The 17532-nt window shown below is 61.8% G+C and carries 14 protein-coding genes; 3 read left to right on the top strand and 11 right to left on the bottom strand.

Going from position 1 to position 17532, the window contains the following annotated elements; translation table 11 throughout:
- Position 1 precedes the first annotated feature (1 nt).
- The 3 genes from HTT03_RS14555 to HTT03_RS14565 all read left to right on the top strand — a co-directional run bounded on the left by HTT03_RS14555 (position 2) and on the right by HTT03_RS14565 (position 4844).
- Positions 2-1405 (top strand): FAD-linked oxidase C-terminal domain-containing protein, encoded by a 1404-nt coding sequence (locus HTT03_RS14555; RefSeq protein ID WP_174860506.1) that lies wholly within the window; start codon positions 2-4, stop codon positions 1403-1405.
- A 203-nt stretch (positions 1406-1608) separates the two neighbouring features.
- A complete protein-coding gene (locus HTT03_RS14560) occupies positions 1609-4101 on the top strand; it encodes a GcvT family protein (protein ID WP_174860507.1) in 2493 nt (830 codons plus the stop codon).
- Entirely contained in the window at positions 4098-4844 is a 747-nt protein-coding gene (locus HTT03_RS14565) for a hypothetical protein (protein ID WP_174860508.1), read from the top strand. The genes HTT03_RS14560 and HTT03_RS14565 overlap by 4 nt, the downstream gene beginning before the upstream one ends.
- Before the next feature lie 198 nt (positions 4845-5042).
- Here the strand turns inward: HTT03_RS14565 and HTT03_RS14570 are convergent, their stop codons facing one another.
- The 11 genes from HTT03_RS14570 to xdhA all read right to left on the bottom strand — a co-directional run bounded on the left by HTT03_RS14570 (position 5043) and on the right by xdhA (position 17465).
- Positions 5043-5831: a glycoside hydrolase family 25 protein gene (locus HTT03_RS14570; RefSeq protein WP_174860509.1), complete on the bottom strand. Its 789-nt coding sequence runs from the start codon at positions 5829-5831 to the stop codon at positions 5043-5045.
- Positions 5828-6484, bottom strand: a complete 657-nt coding sequence (locus tag HTT03_RS14575; protein ID WP_174860510.1) for a DUF938 domain-containing protein — start codon at positions 6482-6484, stop codon at positions 5828-5830. The genes HTT03_RS14570 and HTT03_RS14575 overlap by 4 nt, the downstream gene beginning before the upstream one ends.
- The gene (locus tag HTT03_RS14580; RefSeq protein ID WP_174860511.1) at positions 6481-7419 is read right to left on the bottom strand and encodes an aldo/keto reductase; all 939 of its coding nucleotides are present in this window, start codon (positions 7417-7419) and stop codon (positions 6481-6483) included. The genes HTT03_RS14575 and HTT03_RS14580 overlap by 4 nt, the downstream gene beginning before the upstream one ends.
- A 52-nt stretch (positions 7420-7471) precedes the next feature.
- Positions 7472-8089 carry a glutathione S-transferase family protein gene (locus tag HTT03_RS14585; RefSeq protein ID WP_174860512.1) on the bottom strand — a complete coding sequence of 206 codons (618 nt, stop codon included), beginning with the start codon at positions 8087-8089 and terminating at the stop codon, positions 7472-7474.
- 115 nt (positions 8090-8204) lie between these two features.
- Positions 8205-9278: a BMP family ABC transporter substrate-binding protein gene (locus tag HTT03_RS14590; protein ID WP_174860513.1), complete on the bottom strand. Its 1074-nt coding sequence runs from the start codon at positions 9276-9278 to the stop codon at positions 8205-8207.
- A gap of 70 nt (positions 9279-9348) precedes the next feature.
- Complete coding sequence (locus HTT03_RS14595; RefSeq protein WP_174860514.1) at positions 9349-10269, bottom strand: ABC transporter permease; 921 nt, start codon at positions 10267-10269, stop codon at positions 9349-9351.
- Entirely contained in the window at positions 10269-11351 is a 1083-nt protein-coding gene (locus HTT03_RS14600) for an ABC transporter permease subunit (protein WP_174860515.1), read from the bottom strand. The genes HTT03_RS14595 and HTT03_RS14600 overlap by 1 nt, the downstream gene beginning before the upstream one ends.
- Before the next feature lie 42 nt (positions 11352-11393).
- Entirely contained in the window at positions 11394-12911 is a 1518-nt protein-coding gene (locus HTT03_RS14605; protein WP_174860516.1) for an ABC transporter ATP-binding protein, read from the bottom strand.
- Entirely contained in the window at positions 12908-13666 is a 759-nt protein-coding gene (gene xdhC, locus HTT03_RS14610) for a xanthine dehydrogenase accessory protein XdhC (protein ID WP_174860517.1), read from the bottom strand. Before xdhC ends, HTT03_RS14605 begins: the two co-directional genes overlap by 4 nt.
- Positions 13663-16077 carry a xanthine dehydrogenase molybdopterin binding subunit gene (gene xdhB, locus HTT03_RS14615; protein ID WP_174860518.1) on the bottom strand — a complete coding sequence of 805 codons (2415 nt, stop codon included), beginning with the start codon at positions 16075-16077 and terminating at the stop codon, positions 13663-13665. The genes xdhC and xdhB overlap by 4 nt, the downstream gene beginning before the upstream one ends.
- Positions 16074-17465 (bottom strand): xanthine dehydrogenase small subunit, encoded by a 1392-nt coding sequence (gene xdhA, locus HTT03_RS14620; protein WP_174860519.1) that lies wholly within the window; start codon positions 17463-17465, stop codon positions 16074-16076. Before xdhA ends, xdhB begins: the two co-directional genes overlap by 4 nt.
- Positions 17466-17532: the final 67 nt, after the last annotated feature.

Consider the following 17532-nt stretch of genomic DNA (forward strand, 5'->3'; position numbering starts at 1 on the left):
AGTGACGAAAATTGCAGACCTGCCGCGGAATGAAGCTGGCATCTTGGCGGCTTTAGACGCGTTGGCAGAGACCTTTGGCGATCGGTTGTTGACCGGGCAGGCCATCCGCGAACAGCACGGCCATACGACCACATGGATTGATACCCAAGCACCCGATGGGGTGGTCATGGTGGAATCGACCGAGGAAGTGGCGCAGGTGGTGCGTATCTGTGCCGCGCAGCGTGTGCCGATCATCGCCTTCGGCACGGGCACGTCGCTTGAGGGCCACGTAAACGCACCGGCGGGGGGGATTTGCATCGATATGATGCAGATGAACCGCGTGCTGGAGGTCAACGCAGGTGATCTGGATTGCCGGGTGCAGCCGGGCGTGACCCGCGAGGCGCTCAACACCCATCTGCGCGATCAGGGGCTATTTTTCCCGATCGACCCCGGTGCCAATGCTTCGCTCGGTGGGATGACAGCCACGCGGGCCAGCGGCACCAATGCGGTGCGCTATGGCACGATGAAAGACAATGTGCTGAGCCTTGAGGTGGTGATGGCCGATGGCCGGGTCATCCGCACCGGGGGACGGGCGCGGAAGTCGTCGGCGGGCTATGATCTGACGCGGTTGATGGTGGGCTCGGAAGGCACGCTGGGGATCATCACCGAGATTACCTTGCGCTTGCAGGGGATTCCTGAGGCGATCTCTTCCGCACGCTGTTCTTTCCCGACGGTGCAGGCGGCCTGTGAGACCGTCATGGCCGTGATCCAATATGGGCTGCCTGTGGCACGGATTGAGCTTTTGGACGCCGATGTGGTCAAGGCGGTAAACGCCTATTCCAAACTGACCTTGCCTGAGACACCGCTGTTGCTGCTGGAGTTCCACGGCTCAGAGGCCGGGGTGGTCGAACAGGCCGAGACCTTTGGCATGTTGGCCGAAGAATATGGCGGCAACGGCTATGCGGCAACCACCACGCCCGAAGAACGTAGCAAGCTATGGCAGGCGCGACATGATGGCTATTGGGCCGTGCTGGCGTTGCGCCCGGGATGCAAGGCTGTGGCAACGGATGTCTGCGTGCCGATCTCGCGACTCGCCGATGCCGTGGTCGCGGCACAGGCGCGGGCGGCGGAGTTGCAGTTGGTTGCCCCTATCGTGGGTCATGCGGGGGACGGGAACTTCCACGCCTCGCTGCTAATCGACATGGCGAACGCCGACGAGGTCGCGCGGGGCGAGGAATTTGTGAGTTGGCTGGCGGAACTGGCGATCTCCATGGATGGGACCTGCACGGGAGAACACGGGATCGGACAGGGCAAGCGGCCTTATCTGCGCAAGGAATTGGGCGCGGCGGTGGATGTGATGACCACGGTGAAGGCGGCATTGGACCCAGACAATATCCTGAACCCGGGCAAGATTTTTCCGGAATGAGGGGCGGGGCTCTGCCCTGATGCTGCGTGTGTGGAAATGTGGTGCTCGGTATTTAAGAAAGGATGAAGTTAAAGGGAGGCGGTCTGAACCGGGGCTGGTGAAGGGCTGAGGTCGGTTTCTGGCGATGTTAAGTCGGCTGTTGCCTGCGCGGCGCGGCGCTGCTGCGTAAAACGGGAATGGGCCTAGCGCAGAGGGATTGGCAGATGAAAACGCAAGTCAAAGCATTGGTTGTCGGGGGCGGCGCGGTTGGCACGTCGATTGCCTATCATCTGGCGAAGGCCGGCTGGGACGATGTGATGCTGCTGGAGCGGGACGAGTTGACGAGCGGCTCGACCTGGCATGCGGCGGGGCTTTTGCCGCTGTTTAACATGTCCTTTGCCACGACGCATATTCATCAGTATTCCGTTGAGTTTTATAAAACGCTTGAAGCAGAGACCGGGTTGAACGCAGGCTTTGCCGTGGTGGGCAATCTGCGCATGGCGCAGACGGACGAGCGTATGGATGAGTATATGCTCTATGCCTCGACCGCCGAGACTTGCGGTGTGCCTTATGAGTTTCTGACACCTGATGAGATCAAGGCGAAATGGCCTTTGATTGAGACGTCGGACCTGAAAGGCGCGCTCTATCACCAGACCGATGGGTATATTAATCCTGCTGATGTGACGATGGCGATGGCCAAGGGAGCGCGGCAGCGTGGGGTGGCGATCGAGCGCAAATGGCAGGCGGATGGGTTTCATTGGAACGGCACCCATTGGGAAGTGACCTGCACCAAGATGGTGGAGAAGGGTGGCAACCTTGTGCCGTCGGACGAGCAGCTTGTCATCACGGCGGAGCATGTGGTCACCGCCTCGGGCAACCATGCGCAGCGTACGGCGCGGATGTTGGGGATCAAGATGCCCGCGATCCCGGTGGAGCACCAGTTCATCGTTATGGATCGCGATCCGGCTTTGGTTGATTTTCGGGCGGCGGGGCATGGGGAGCACCCGGTGATCCGGGATGCCGATGCGCAGAGCTATGTGCGTGAAGAGCGGGGCGGCTGGATCCTTGGTGTTTACGAAAAACACGCGCCGGCACGGTTTGAATATGGCGTGCCGGACAGTTTCCGCGCGGATCTATTTCAACTGGATCTTGAGCGGATTGAGGACGAATACGCGGCGATGATCCACCGGATTCCGTCTTGTGAGGAATCGGGGCTGAAGGACGATTTTAACGGGCCGATTTGCTACACGCCGGACGGCAACCCGCTGGTTGGGCCTGCGCCGGGGCTGCGCAATATGTGGCTGGCGGAGGGGTTCTCCTTTGGCATCACAGCAGCGGGCGGCACGGGCTATTACCTTGCGCAGATGATGGTTGAGGGCGAGGCCGAGATCGATATGGCGAGCCTTGATCCCAAACGCTACGGCGATTGGATGACCACGGAATATGCCGCGCGCAAGAATGAGGAGGCCTACGAACACGTCTACATTCTGCACCACCCCGATGAGGAGCGCCCAGCGTGCCGTCCATTGCGGACCTCTCCGGCGTATGACCGGCAGGCAGCGCGGGGGGCGCAGTTTGGGCAGGTGAATGGCTGGGAGCGGCCGAATTACTATGCGCCTGCGGGGTTTAGTGACCACGACAGCCGCTCGTTCCGGCGCGGGGGCTGGTGGCAATATGCGGTGGAAGAGGCGCGGGCGATCCGTGAGGGCGTGGGACTGATTGATGCCACGGCCTTTACCAAACATCTGGTGCGCGGGCCGGGGGCGACGGCGTTTCTGGATTGGTTTACCTGCAACAAGTTGCCCTCGGTGGGGCGGATCAACTTGACCTATGCGCTGACTGGCGCGGGGACGACGCGGACGGAATATACCATCGTGCGACTGGCGCAGGACGAATATTATCTGGTCTCTGCGGGGGCGTGGTCTGCCTACGACAGTGATTATCTGCGCAAGGCGATTGCCGATAAGATGCCTGAGGTGGGCTATGTCGAGTGCCATGACGTGACGACGCAGTGGGGTGTTTTTGCGATTGCGGGGCCAAAGTCGCGCGGTGTGTTGCAGGGTTTGGTGCGGGACGCGGAGCCAGAAACGGTGCTGAGCAACAAGCGGTTTCCTTGGCTGACCATGCGCAACATTGAGCTTGGGATGGTGCCGGTGCGGGCGATCCGGGTGGCTTATACAGGCGAGTTGGGCTGGGAGTTGCACCATCCGATTGAGATGCAGAACCATCTGTTTGATGCGCTGGAAAAGGCGGGAGAACCGCATGGGATGAAGTTGGTCGGTGCGCGGGCACAGAACTGGCTTAGGCAGGAGAAGAGCTACCGCGCCTTTGGCAATGAGCTGGGCCGGGATGCGACGCCGCTGGAGGCGGATCTGCCGCGATTCGTGGACCTGAACAAAGAGTTTTATGGTAAGCAGGCGATGGTCGATCATGGCATCCGCGCGAAATGTGTGACGCTGCTGATCGATGGGCCTGAGGATGCGGACCCTTGGGGCCGGGAGGTGCTGTATAATGGCGAGCGGCGTACCGGGCGTCTGACCTCGGGGGGGTATTCGGTCGCATTCGGCAAGAGCATTGGCATGGGCTATGTGCAAGTCGAGGACGCGGTGGTAGGCACAAAGCTGAAGGTAAAGATGCTTGACCAGATGTGGGAGGCCGAGGTGGTCGAAGCCAGCCCCTATGATCCGAAGAACCAGCGCATCCGGGCGGACGCTTGATCCGGCGGGGACTGCTTGCTTTTTTCTGTGTGCTGGCGCTGACAGCGGCGCTGTTGCGGGACAATCCTGTGGTCAGCGCGGCACAGGGCTATGCCGCTGATGTGGCGACCACGGCGGCGGCGAGTTATGTCACGCTGCGCACGCTAAACGCCTTTTTGTCCACCGCGCAGGAGATTGAGGTAGGGCTGTCTTTCATCGCCTCCGGCTCGGCGCGGCCCCTTAAGGTGCTTGAGCCGATTGACGATACCGTGGAGCGGATCGCAGGGTTGGTTTTTGGCGTCATGGTGGCGACGGGGGTGATTGCCGTGGCCTTGGGGCCGGTCAGTTCGATCGGTTTGGGGCTCTTGGCCGCAGCATTGGCGGTTTGGGCGTTTAGCAAGCGCGGTCATGCGGGGCTCCCCCGTCGGCTGGCGTGGTATGGCGGGTTTTTAGGTCTTGCCTTGCCTTTGGCTTTGGTGGTGTCCGAGCCTCTGGCTGGGCGGCTGACCGAAGGGGTCTATCTGCGCAATATGGAGGTGATTGAGCAGATCACCGCCCGCGTCGGCGGCAGTGAGGCTTTGGGAGAAGAAGAGCCGGGATTGACCGAATACAGGCAGCTTGCCAGCAACCTTTGGAGCCGGGCGGATGAGTTGATCGGCGCCTTGCTGGCAGTGTTGAGCGTACATGTGTTTCGGATCTTTTTGTTGCCGCTTTTGCTGGTAGGCGGGCTTTTTGTTGTGGCACGGCATTACGCGCGGAATTGAGCGATTGCGTTTCGGGGAAGGCAGGCGGCGCGCAGCGGTATTTGGGAAAGGATGAAGGGAGGGGCGGGTCTTCACGCGCTGCTGTTTAGTGGGTAGCACCGGGTTAGAGGTGCACTCTTGTGTTGCGGGCAGGGCGGACGTCGCGCAGCGGTATTTAAGAAAGGATGAAGGAGGGGAGAAGGGGTTCCCCCGCTTGGTTTAGCGTGCGGCGCGGGTGGCGAGCCAGTCTTGCCAATCGGCGCGGCTGCCGGAGAAAGCGTTGAGGTCCACGTCGCCGCCGATGCCGGGGACGATGCCGGTGGCGCTATATTGCCAGAAGCGCCAAGGTTGGCCGGGATAGGCCTCAGCCGGTGTTTTCGCGGTGGTGCGCAACCAAAAGTCGTATCCGCGTAAGTTGCCGAGGTCGTTCTCGCGGTAGAACTTGGGCGTGGTGTAGATGATGGGGCGTTGGCCGTAGTGGTGCTCAACCACCGCCAGCCAGCGGCGCATTTGATCGCGGACCTCGGCCGCTGGGGGGCGGATATGGGCGCAGGTGGGGGAGAACGGGTTCCATTCCATGTCGAGCACCGGGGGCAGCATGCCGCGTGTCTTAGGTACGTTGCGGATGAACCAGCCGGCCTGATCTTCGGGCGACGTGCAGAAATAGTAGAAGTGATAGGCGCCGCGGGCCACGGCAGCTTGGCCTGCGCCGCGCCAGTGTGCGTCGAAGTTGATGTCTTTTAGATCGCCGCCTTCGGTGGCTTTAATGAAGGCAAAGTTCACGCCGTTTTGGCGCGCGGTGTTCCAATCGATATTGTTTTGAAAGCGTGCCACGTCGATGCCGTGGACCGGATAGGATTGTGGTTTGCGTCCGTTGAAATCGACCGGGTCACTGTCACTGAAGCGAGCGGTGAAGAGCACGCCGGGGTCGGCTGGTGGTGTTGTGGTTGAAGTGCCGCAGGCGGCAACGGCAAGGAAGGACAGGATCAGAGCGCGTCGGAGGTTCATAGGCTGGGCTTTCCGGCGATAAAGGCGAGGTTATTGGCGGGCATGTCGATCTGGTCTATCGGGCTTAGGCCAGCATCGCTGAGCCAGCGGGCCATGTCGATATCATCTTTGTAGCCGATCGTGGGATCAGCGCTGCGCAATTCGCTATCAAAGCGGATGTCGCCGGGGGAGGTGAGTTCGCCTGCGCGTTTGAAGGGGCCGTAGAGGATCAGCTTGCCCTCAGGGGCGAGGGCTGCGGCGGCCTCGGTAATGAGACATCGTGTGGCGGGGGTGCAAATCAAATGCAGTAGGTTGACCAGCATGATCAGGTCGAAAGGGTCATGCTCGGCTGCCCAGCCGGGAAGGGTGGCGTCGAGCGGCAGGGCTGGGGCGATGTTGGGCAAGGCCGCCTCGGCAGCATAGGCGTTGATGCTGGCGCGGCGCGTGGTGTCGATGTCGCTGGGATGCCATGTAAGGCCGGACAGGCGTTTGGCAAAGCCCACGACATGCTGGCCGGTGCCGCTGGCGATTTCCAAGGCGCGCCCTGACGCCGGGGCGTGATCCGCCAACAGGTTGCAAAGCGGCTCAAGGTTGCGGGCGGCGGCGGGGGCGAAGAGCCGGTCACCGCCTGCGGGTTCGGCCACACTCGCAGTGGGGGGCAGGCGCGGGGTCATCCCTGCTCTTCCAGCCGGTCGGTGGCCGGGGGCGGCGTCGGAGAGAGCGCGGTGATCGCGGCATAGGTCTGCGGCGACATCACGTAGTTCAACGCGGCCAGCGAGGGGGCGAGTTGCTCGGCGGAGCGGGCGGATATGATGGGGGTCGGTTTCGTCGGATGTGACGCGGCCCATGCTACCGCCAAAGTGGCCGGGTGGGTCTTGAGATCCTGCGCGAGCGCGGCCAGTCCCGCGGCAGTGCCGTGCATCTCCTCCTTGCCGTAGCGTTTGGCGTAATCTTCGACCTCGCTCAATCTCCCTGTGCAACCCTGCGCATATTTGCCGGTGAGCAGTCCGCCGCCCAAAGGTGAATAGGGGGCGACATGGATGCCAAGGTCGGCGGCCATCGGCAGGATTTCCACTTCGGCCTGACGTTTGACGAGGTTGTACATAGGTTGGATCATCGCGATCTCCAGCCCAAAGCCTGCCGCTACATGGGCGGCTTTGACCACCTGCCAAGCGGCAAAATTTGACAGGCCGATGTAGCGAATGTGGCCTTTCTGTTTTAGCTCAGCCAAGGCGCTGAAACTCTCGCTGAAGGGCGTATGCGGATCGAAACGGTGGATATAGAGCACGTCCAGCGTGTCTATCTGTAGCCGTTGGCGCGAGGTCTCGGCAGAGGCGAGGATATTGGCGCGGCCCGCGCCGCCGGTAAAGGCGGCCTTGGTCGCGATGATCAGGCTGTCGCGGCGGGCGTCCAAAAAACTGCCCAAGAGTGTCTCAGACGCCCCATTGGTATAGACATGCGCTGTATCGAAATGGGTGATCCCGGCCTCAATGCAAGCGTCAAACATGGCGCGCGAAGCTTTCGCATCAGCGTGGCCGCCGAATTGCATCGTGCCAAAGGCGAGGCGGCTTGCTGGTGTGCCGTCGGGGCTGGTGAGGGGCTGTGTCATGGCTGATTGGTGGCATGACACAACGCCCTGCGCAATGGGGTGCTTTGTGGGATCAGCCCTCTTGCGGTTCGCCCTTCTCAAGCGCGCGCTGATAGGCCGGGCGGCTTTGGATCATCTCGACGAAGCCCTTCAGCGCCGGGTAATCGTCGGCGCGGCCTTGGCGCATGGCGATCTCGGCGGGGAAACTGAGCATGATGTCGGCAGCAGAAAGGCTGTCTTGCACGAAATGACCGGAGGGGCGTAGCTGGCTGTTCATATAGCTGTAGTGGTTGTTTAATTCAGACGTGATCCGTGGGTGCAGCGGGGCCGCCGCGTCGCCAAGGCGCGAGACATAGAGGTTAAGCAGGATTGGCGTCATGGCGGAGCCTTCGGCGAAATGCATCAACTCCATATGGCGTAAATAGGCAGCCGTACCGGGCTCGGGGATCATCTCGGGTGCGAAACGGGTGCAGAGCAGGTCGACGATGGCCGCGCTTTCGACCACCAGTTGGCCGTCGATTTCGATCATCGGCGATTTGCCCAAGGGATGCACCAGCTTTAACTCTGGCGGGGCGAGATTGGTCTCGGCGTCGCGCTGGTAGCGGATGACCTCGTAGGGTTGGTCCAACTCCTCCAACAGCCAAAGGATACGGTGTGAACGCGAGCGGTTGAGGTGGTGAACGGTGATCATGCGAAGAGCCTTTCAAAGGGGCGGGCACCGTTGAGCCTAGCGCAACGCAAACCCTTCGCAACGAAAAAGGGCGCCAGTTGCCCGGCGCCCCTGTGGTAGCGATGGCCAGTCCCACTTACTCGGGGATCGAACCTTCGATGCCTTCGACGTAGAAGTTCATCTCAAGCAGAGCTTTGTCGTCCGCTGTTTCACCCTCTGCCAGCCAGTCAGAACCGTCCTGCTTTTTGATCGGGCCGGTGAAGGGGTGGTATTCGCCATTGGCCATCTTGTCCTTCAGCGCCAGAGCCTCTTCTTTGACCTCAGCAGGCACCGCGTCAGAGATTTCACCGATGCCGACCATGCCGGAGTCGATGCCACCCCATGTGTCTTGGCTTTCCCATGTACCGTCCATCACAGCTTTGACGCGGTCGATGTAGTAGGGCGCCCAATTGTCAATAATCGAGGACACGCGCGGTTTGGGGGCGTATTGCGCCATGTCAGAAGCCTGACCAAAGGTGATGACGTTGCCAGCTTCCTGTGCGGCGGCCTGCGGCGCGGTGGAATCGGTGTGTTGCAAGATCACATCGGCGCCCTGTTCGATCAGCACCTTGGCCGCGTCTGCTTCTTTGGCGGGGTCAAACCATGTGTAGGCCCAGACGATTTTGAACTGAACGTCAGGGTTCACTTTCTTGGCGTGGATATAGGCGGAGTTGATGCCGCGGATCACTTCGGGGATCGGGAAGGAGCCGATGTAGCCCACGATGTTGCTCTCGGTCATATGACCCGCGATCGTGCCTTGAACTGCGCGGCCTTCGTAGAAACGTGCGCCATAGGTCGAGACGTTGTCGGCACGTTTGTAGCCAGTGGCGTGCTCGAACTTCACATTCGGGAATTTCTTGGCGACGTTGATCGTCGGGTCCATATAGCCAAAGGAGGTGGTGAAGATCAGGTCCGCGCCATCAAGCGCCATTTGCGTCATGACCCGCTCAGAGTCAGGGCCTTCGGCAACGCTTTCCACGTAGACCGTTTCGACCTTGTCGCCGAACTCTTCTTCGACGGCGAGACGGCCTTCGTTATGCTCATAGGTCCAGCCGCCGTCACCCACGGGGCCGACAAAGACGAAGCCAACCTTGGTTTTGTCCTGTGCCATCGCGCTGGTCGCGAGGCCAAGCACCATTGCGGCGCTGGTCATGAGGGTGGTTAATTTCATTTGGTTTCCCCTGTTGCTGGCCCCCTGCGTGGGGCTTAAAATGCGGTTTTGGCCGCGTGACGTGATGCCCCTAGTTCGAGGCGTGGAAGGTTCGGCCCAGTGACGCCGGCGCGGCGCTTTTGTCAGCCGAGAGCACCACCAGAACGATGATGGTGATGATATACGGCGACATTGCCAGATACTCCACAGGAATGGCAACGCCCGCGCCCTGCAAGTTCAACTGCAACTGGGTGATGCCGCCGAAAAGATAGGCCCCCAGCAGCGCACGCCATGGTTTCCACGAGGCAAAGACCACGAGGGCGAGAGCGATCCAGCCGATCCCGGCGGTCATGCCTTCGGTCCATTGTGGCACGCGGATCAGGCTGATGTAAGCGCCGCCCAGCCCCGCACAGGCACCGCCAAAAAGGATCGCGGTCGTGCGGATGTGCTTGACCTTATAGCCGAGCGCGTGGGCCGCATCATGGCTCTCGCCCACCGCGCGCAGGATCAGCCCCGCGCGGGTGAACTTCAGCACTGCCCAGACCCCGGCGACCAGCGCGATGCCGAGGTAGAGGATGATGTCATGGGTAAAGAAGATCGGGCCGATGACGGGGATGTCGGCCAGCAGGCCAAAGTCGATGTCGCCGAGCCGCGGCGGTTTGATCCCGACGTAGCTCTGCCCGATCAGGGCTGAAAGGCCGAGGCCGAAGAGGGTGAGCGACAGACCGGAGGCCACTTGATTGGCCAGCGCCACTTGCGTGAGAAAGGCGAACAGCAGGCTAAGCACAGCTCCGCCCACGGCAGCGGCAGCAAAGCCCAAGAGCGGTGAGCCGGTTTCGACCGCGGTGGCAAAGCCGCAGATCGCGCCGGTGATCATCATGCCTTCGACGCCGAGGTTCAGCACGCCGGATTTCTCGACCACCAGTTCGCCGATGGCGGCGAAGATGAGCGGCGTCGCGGCGACGAGGAAACCTGCGACGAACAAAAGTGGGTTGATTGCGGAAAGATCCATCAGGCAGCCTCCGCCGCGCCAAAGCGCAGCCGGTAATGAGTGAAAACGTCCAGAGCGAGCAGGAAGAACAGCAGCATGCCTTGGAAGACCTGAATGGCAGCGGCAGGCAGGCCAAGGTTCGATTGCGCAATGTCCCCGCCGATATAGGTCAGCGCCATCAGCCCACCTGCGAGCAGGATGCCAATGGGGTGCAACCGGCCCAGAAAGGCTACGATGATCGCGGTGAAGCCGTAGCCCACGTTGAAATCGATGGTAATCTGACCCGAGGGGCCGGAGACTTCGAACATCCCCGCAAGCCCTGCGAGCAGGCCCGAGGTGCCTAGGCAGAACAGCACAAGCCGCGCCGGGTTCACGCCTGAGAACCGCGCTGCGCGGGGTGCTTCGCCGGTGACGCGGATGGCAAAGCCAAGCCGATGTTTGGCGAGCAGCACATAGGCGAAGATCACCGCAATCAACGCCGCGATCACACCCCAATGCATACCGGACCCGGCCAGCAGCTCTGCATTATGCGCTGGCGCATAATGTTGCAGATTCCGCGAGCCGGGAAAACCGAACCCCTCAGGGTTCTTGAGCAATCCCAATGACATAGAGGCCAAGAATTGCTCGGCCACATAGACCAACATAAGCGATACGAGGATCTCATTGGTGCCGAAACGCACTTTAAGAAACGCCGGGATCATCGCCCATGCCCAACCGCCCAGAGCGCCCGCGATGACCATCAGCGGGAAGATGTACCAGCCCTCAGCCGGGTAGAAAGCCAGCCCCACAGCCGCGCCAAAGATCGCGCCCATAATGTACTGGCCCTCGGCCCCGATGTTCCAGATGCCCGCTTTGAACCCAAGGCTCAGACCAATGGCGATCAACACCAGTGGCGCGCCTTTGATCAGCAGTTGTGGGCGGTAGTAGAAAGCATATTCGCCAAAGATCGGCTGCCAAAAGATGGTTTGCAGCGCTTCCACCGGGTCTTTGCCCAGCACAACAAAGAGCAGCCCACCGAAAAAGAACGTGGCCAAGACCGCCATGATTGGCGTCGACAGCGAGAGAGCCCGGCTGGGCTGCGGGCGCTTTTCAAGGCGGATCACTGATCACCCCCAATGGTCAAAGTGAATATTGTGGGGTCTGCCTCAAACATGCGCCACCTCCATGCCATGCGCACCGCCCATCATCAGGCCAATCTCATTAACCGTCAGCCCCTGCGCGGGGCGCGTCGGTGACAGGCGGCCTTCGTTCAGGGCGGCGAAATTGTCAGAAATCTCCATCAGTTCATCAAGGTCTTGGCTGATGACAATGACGGCGGTGCCGTTTGACGCCAGATCGAGCAGGGCTTGTCGGATCGCAGCGGCGGCAGAGGCGTCGACCCCCCATGTCGGCTGGTTCACCACCAAAAGCTCAGGCCGTTGCAGCACCTCGCGGCCAATGACGAACTTTTGCAGGTTCCCGCCGGACAGCGAGCGCGCCGCATTACCGGGGCCGGGGGTCCGCACGTCAAAGGCCTTGATAATCTTTTCGGCAAAATCGCGAGCCTTGGCCCAATCCAGCATACCGCTCCGCTCCAGCCCTTCGCGGGCGGCCCCGGTCAGCATGGCGTTTTCCGTCAGTGACATATCCGGGACCGCCGCATGGCCCAACCGTTCTTCGGGCGCGGCTAAGACGCCAAGCTCTCGGCGCGCGGTGGGGCCAAGCAGGCTAATGTCGCGCCCGTCAAAGGTCAGCATTCCGGGGCTGACCAATGTCTCGCCCGAGAGCGCGTTGAGCAACTCATCCTGCCCATTGCCCGCAACACCGCCGATGCCCAGCACCTCACCGCGCCGCACCTCGACCGAGATTTCGCGCAGCGGCATGCCAAAGGCATGGGCCGACCGTGCGGACAGGTTGTTGAGCGTCAGGACCACTTTGCCCGGTTCCTTACTGTCACGCGTTGGTGTTTTCAGCGCGGAGCCGACCATCATCTCCGCCATGTCACGGGCCGAGGTCTCGCGCGGGGTGCAATGGCCCACGACCTTGCCCAAGCGCAGGATCGTCGCGCTGTCACAAAGGCTGCGGATCTCTTCGAGCTTGTGAGAGATGTAAAGGATCGCCGTGCCTTCCGCGCTGAGTTTGCGCAGGGTTTTGAACAGGATTTCAACCTCTTGGGGCGTCAGCACCGAGGTCGGCTCATCCATGATCAGAAGTTTGGGCTCTTGTAGTAAGCAGCGAATGATCTCGACCCGCTGGCGTTCCCCAGCCGAAAGATCACCAACAGTGCGATCGGGCGAAAGCGGCAGGCCATAGGTGTCCGACACATCGCGGATCTGCTGGCTCAACGCGCGCATTTTAGGCGGGTTTTCCATTCCGAGCGCAATGTTCTCCGCCACGCTGAGCGCGTCAAAGAGCGAAAAGTGCTGGAACACCATGCCAACCCCCGCTTGGCGCGCGGCATGGGGGTTCGCGGGGGCAAAAGCCTCCCCACGCATCTGCATCTGACCGGCATCTGGCTTGACCAGCCCGTAGATCATTTTCACCAGCGTCGATTTCCCGGCACCGTTTTCGCCCAGGAGGGCATGTACTTCACCGGGGGCAATGCGCAAAGACACATCATCATTCGCGACAACGCCGGGATAGGCTTTGGTCACACCGGAGAGGTCGAGAAGGGGCTGTGTCATGCGGAAACCTTTGTCTGGGTCCGGGCGATAAGAGCGGTCAATGTTCCATGGGCGATCTGCGCCGGAAGCTTGCCCAGCGATTTTTCGCCAATAGGGCAGATGATGCCGGAGGGGTCCAGCCCCATGTTGCTCAAACGTCGGGAAAAACGGGCCTTTTTGGTGTCGGATCCAATCAAACCGATGCTGGCCGCGCCGCGCCGCAGCAAAGCGGCGCAAAGGGCGAGGTCGATGTCATGGGAGTAGGTGAAGATCAGGTGGTGCGCGTCCTGCGGTGCATGAGCAGCCAGACGCGGCATTTCCGCCGCAGGGGTGACGGTCACATGTTCGGGCACATCGGTCGGAAACCGGTCAGGCGCGCTGTCGATCCATGTTACGTCAAACGCGGCGGGCGGGCAGGCGGCGACCACAGCGCGGCCCACATGCCCCGCGCCCCAAAGCCAGAGCGGGACATTGCTTTTCAGTTCGGTATCAATCGGCAGGGGGGCTGAATTGTCGAGCGGGCGCGGGGTGGCGGTGTAGTGCAGGCTCACCGCGCCGCCGCAGCATTGACCCAGACCGGGACCAAGCGGGATGGTCTGGCTGTCCTCACGCTGACCTTTCGCCAAGAGGTGCCGCGCATGGGCAATCGCCTTATGCTCCAACGCGCCGCCGCCGATGGTGCCCTCGATATTGTCGGCTGTGACCTTCATCGCCGTGCCCGCATCGCGCGGGGCCGAGCCGCGCGTGGCGGTGATTTCGACGTAGATCGCGGTCATTTCCGCGCCCGTCCCACGGCGGCGAGGACGGCCTCGGCGGTGGCGGGCGCTTGTAGGTCGCCGTAGCTGTCGCCGCAGGCTGACACCGCATCCGACAGCGCCATGAAGGCCGAGATGCCCAACATAAACGGTGGCTCACCCACGGCTTTGGAGCGGTAGACAGTCTGCGCCGGGTTCGGCTGGTCCCAAAGCGCCACATTAAAGACCGGCGGGCGGTCCGAACAGGCGGGGATTTTATAGGTTGAAGGCGCATGAGTGCGCAGGGTGCCGGTCTCGTCCCAGACCAGTTCCTCGGTGGTGAGCCAGCCCGCACCTTGCACATAGCCGCCTTCAATCTGGCCGATGTCGAGCGCGGGGTTCAGCGACGCGCCCGCGTCATGCAGGATATCCGTCCGCAGAATCCGGTTTTCTCCGGTGAGCGTGTCAATCACCACCTCGGTACAGGCGGCGCCATAGGCGAAGTAATAAAACGGTTTCCCGCGTCCGGCGATACGGTCCCATTCGATCTCTGGCGTTTTGTAAAAGCCAGCGGCAGATAGGCTGACGCGGTTTTCATAGGCCGAAGCGGCGGCGGCGCCGAAGGTGATCTCTTCTCCGCCGATCCGCACCATGCCATCGGCAAAGGTCACCTGATCTGGCGTGGTCTGATAGCGTTCGGCCAGATGGACGGCCATGCGGTCGCGGATCGTGTCACAGGCGTTTTGCGCAGCCATGCCATTGAGGTCCGAGCCCGACGATGCCGCCGTGGCCGACGTATTAGGCACCTTGGCCGTATCGGTGGCGGTAATCTTGACCATTTCAGGCGAGACGCCAAAGCGCGACGCGGCAACCTGCGCGACCTTTTGGAACAGCCCCTGGCCCATCTCGGTCCCGCCATGGTTCAGGTGGATCGAGCCGTCTTGATAGACATGCACCAAGGCTCCGGCTTGGTTGAGATGGGTGAGGGTGAAGGAAATACCAAACTTGACCGGGGTGATCGCGATGCCGCGTTTCAGCAGCGGGTTCTGCGCGTTCCATTCCGCGATGGCGGCGCGGCGGGCCTCGTAATCGCAGGTTTCGGCCAAACGGTCGGTGAGCGTGTTAATGATGCAATCGGTGACCGGCTGATGGTAGGGTGTTGTCTGCGCGTCCGTTGGAGCGGTGGGGACGGTTTTCGCCTCCGTCGGCGCGGGCGGTGCGCCGCGCGACGAAAGATCGGCCTCCGCTTCCGGCGGGGTGCGGTTGTCAATGGCGGTGCCGGTGTTCTCGACCTCCGTCGCCTCATGCGCGTTGTCGCTGTAGTAATTCACCCGACGCACAGCGAGCGGGTCGCGGCCCAACTCATGCGCGATATGATCCATCACCCGCTCAATGCCCACAATTCCCTGCGGCCCACCAAACCCGCGGAAGGCCGTGGCACTGGCCATATTGGTGCGCAGCCGGTGCGAGGTGATGCGGATGTCGCTGAGGTGATAGGCGTTGTCGGCATGGAGCATGGCGCGGTCCGCCACCGGCAGCGACAGGTCCATCGACCAGCCACAGCGGGTGTAATGTGTCACGTCCAGCGCGGTGATGCGGCCCGTCTCGTCAAAGCCCACGTCATAGTTGATGCGGAAGTCATGCCGCTTGCCAGTGATGATCATGTCGTCATCACGGTCATAGCGCATTTTGCAGGGCTTGCCGGTGAGCGATGCTGCAACCGCACAGGCCACCGCCAAAGCGTTGCCTTGGCTTTCCTTGCCGCCAAAGCCGCCGCCCATGCGGCGCGTCTCGACCCGCACGGCATGCATCGGGCGGCCAATGGCATGGGCCACTTTATGCTGAATTTCTGTCGGGTGCTGGGTCGAGGAATGCACCAGCATATCGCCGTTGTCTTGTGGCAGGGCGAGGGCGGCTTGGCCTTCGAGGTAGAAGTGTTCCTGTCCGCCCATCTCGATCTGGCCGGAGAGGCGGCGGCTGGCTTTCGACAGCGCGGCTTCGGCGTTGCCTTTTTGATAGATGCGTGGCCCGTCTTCAAACCGGCTGTCAGCGGCAAGCGCCTGTTCGATGGTTAGGATCGGTTCACGCGGAGCGATTTGTGGCTTACCCAATTGTGCGGCGCGACGAGCAGCGAGATGGCTCGTGGCCACGACGAGATAGAGCGGTTGGCCCGCGTAATGGACCTGATCGGTCGCCAAGAGCGGCTCGTCATGGTTCGAGGGGGAGGTGTCGCAATCATGTTTGAGGTCCGCAGCCGTCAGCACCGCGACGACACCGGGGGCTTCGCGCACAGCGGAAAGGTCGAGCCCGGTCAGATCGCCCGCCGCGACGGGGCTGAGGCCAAAGACCAGATGCAGCGTATCGCGTGGAGTCGGAATGTCATCGACGTAACGCGCGGCTCCGGTGACATGGAGGGTCGCGGCGTCATGGGGGAGGGGTTTTGCAACGCTCATGCCGAGACCTCCTGCACATTGGTGGATGCACCGTTGGCGTCATGGAAATAGCGCAGCAGCATGTTTCGCGCTGACTCCATACGGTAAGCCGCAGAGGCGCGCATGTCTGACAGCGGAGTGAAATCCTGGGTCATCGCCTCCATGGCGGCGCGGATGGACTCTTCGCTCCACAGTTGGCCAACCAGCGCGGCCTCTGCCGCCGCTGCGCGTTTGGGGGTGGCGGCCATGCCACCGAAGGCGATACGGGCGGTGAGGATTTCGGTGCCGTTGCCGGTGATCGAGATGCAGCCGCAGACCGCCGAAATGTCCTGATCAAAACGTTTTGACAGTTTGTAGCAGCGCAGTGTGTCGTGCTGGCGCGGGATGGTGATGGCCTCGACGAATTCCCCCGGCGCGCGGTCTTGCTTGCCGTAGTCGAGGAAGAAATCCTCCAGCGCGATCTCGCGTCGCGTGTCGCCACGGCGCAAATGCAGCGTGGCCCCAAGGGCGATCAGCGCGGGCGGGCCGTCTCCGATGGGGGAGCCATTGGCAATATTGCCACCCAAAGTCGCGGCGTTGCGCACTTGGGTCGAGCCATAGCGGCGCAGCATGGTGCCGAGACTGGGGTGCAGGGGCGCGAGCTTTGCTTCGACCTCGGTGAGCGTCGTCATCGCACCGATGCGCAGGCCGGTCTCATCCTCGGTAATCCCGCGCAGATCGGCGCAATGGTTGAGAAAGGCGACAGGGCCAAGATCGCGGAACCCCTTGGTGACCCAGAGGCCTACATCGGTGGCCCCGGCGATCAGCGTGGCTTCGGGATTGTCGAGATACCATGCCGCCAGTTCGTCGCTGTTTGCAGGCTGCACATGCGGCGTGCCCTCGGCTTTGGCAGGGGCAGGGATGTCCTGCGCCAGCTTGCCTGACAGATTGCGCAGATGTGCCGGTACGGGCTTATCCTCGGCTGCTTCCGCCGCGCGGATGATCGGCGCATAGCCGGTGCAACGGCAGAGGTTGCCCGACAGTTGCACATCATGGTTGGTGGCCCCGTTCAGATGCGCCGTGGCCATCGAGACAACAAAGCCCGGCGTGCAGAAGCCACATTGGCTGCCGTGATGCGCGACCATGGTCTCTTGCACAGGGTGCAGCGTGCCGTCGGGGCTCGCCATGCCTTCGACCGTAGTAACAGCTTTGCCGTTCACTTGCGGCAAAAACAGGATGCAGCCATTGAGCGCACGGCTGCCGTTCTCGTCGGTGATCATGACTGAACAGGCTCCGCAGTCGCCCTCGTTGCAGCCCTCTTTGGTCCCCGTCAGCCCGCGCTCTTCGCGCAGCCAGTCCAGCAGTGTCGTCGTCGGGGATACGTTGGAGAGCGACACGACTTCTCCGTTAAGAAGAAAAGTGATGTCCATCGGTTTTCATCCGCCGCGGTACTCGGTGCCCATAAAGTTGCGCGGGGTTCGATGCGGCGTAGAACCG

The sequence above is a fragment of the Sulfitobacter maritimus genome (assembly GCF_013346665.1).
In the GTDB taxonomy this organism is placed as follows: Bacteria; Pseudomonadota; Alphaproteobacteria; order Rhodobacterales; family Rhodobacteraceae; genus Sulfitobacter; species Sulfitobacter maritimus.

Excerpts from the sequence above, each read along its gene's own strand:
- xdhB (WP_174860518.1), bottom strand. The coding sequence starts at position 16,077 with ATGAGCGTTGCAAAACCCCTCCCCCATGACGCCGCGACCCTCCATGTC.
- HTT03_RS14605 (WP_174860516.1), bottom strand. The coding sequence starts at position 12,911 with ATGACACAGCCCCTTCTCGACCTCTCCGGTGTGACCAAAGCCTATCCC.
- xdhC (WP_174860517.1), bottom strand. The coding sequence starts at position 13,666 with ATGACCGCGATCTACGTCGAAATCACCGCCACGCGCGGCTCGGCCCCG.
- HTT03_RS14560 (WP_174860507.1), top strand. The coding sequence starts at position 1,609 with ATGAAAACGCAAGTCAAAGCATTGGTTGTCGGGGGCGGCGCGGTTGGC.
- HTT03_RS14575 (WP_174860510.1), bottom strand. The coding sequence starts at position 6,484 with ATGACCCCGCGCCTGCCCCCCACTGCGAGTGTGGCCGAACCCGCAGGC.
- HTT03_RS14590 (WP_174860513.1), bottom strand. The coding sequence starts at position 9,278 with ATGAAATTAACCACCCTCATGACCAGCGCCGCAATGGTGCTTGGCCTC.
- HTT03_RS14580 (WP_174860511.1), bottom strand. The coding sequence starts at position 7,419 with ATGACACAGCCCCTCACCAGCCCCGACGGCACACCAGCAAGCCGCCTC.
- HTT03_RS14595 (WP_174860514.1), bottom strand. The coding sequence starts at position 10,269 with ATGGATCTTTCCGCAATCAACCCACTTTTGTTCGTCGCAGGTTTCCTC.
- xdhA (WP_174860519.1), bottom strand. The coding sequence starts at position 17,465 with ATGGACATCACTTTTCTTCTTAACGGAGAAGTCGTGTCGCTCTCCAAC.
- HTT03_RS14585 (WP_174860512.1), bottom strand. The coding sequence starts at position 8,089 with ATGATCACCGTTCACCACCTCAACCGCTCGCGTTCACACCGTATCCTT.
- HTT03_RS14570 (WP_174860509.1), bottom strand. The coding sequence starts at position 5,831 with ATGAACCTCCGACGCGCTCTGATCCTGTCCTTCCTTGCCGTTGCCGCC.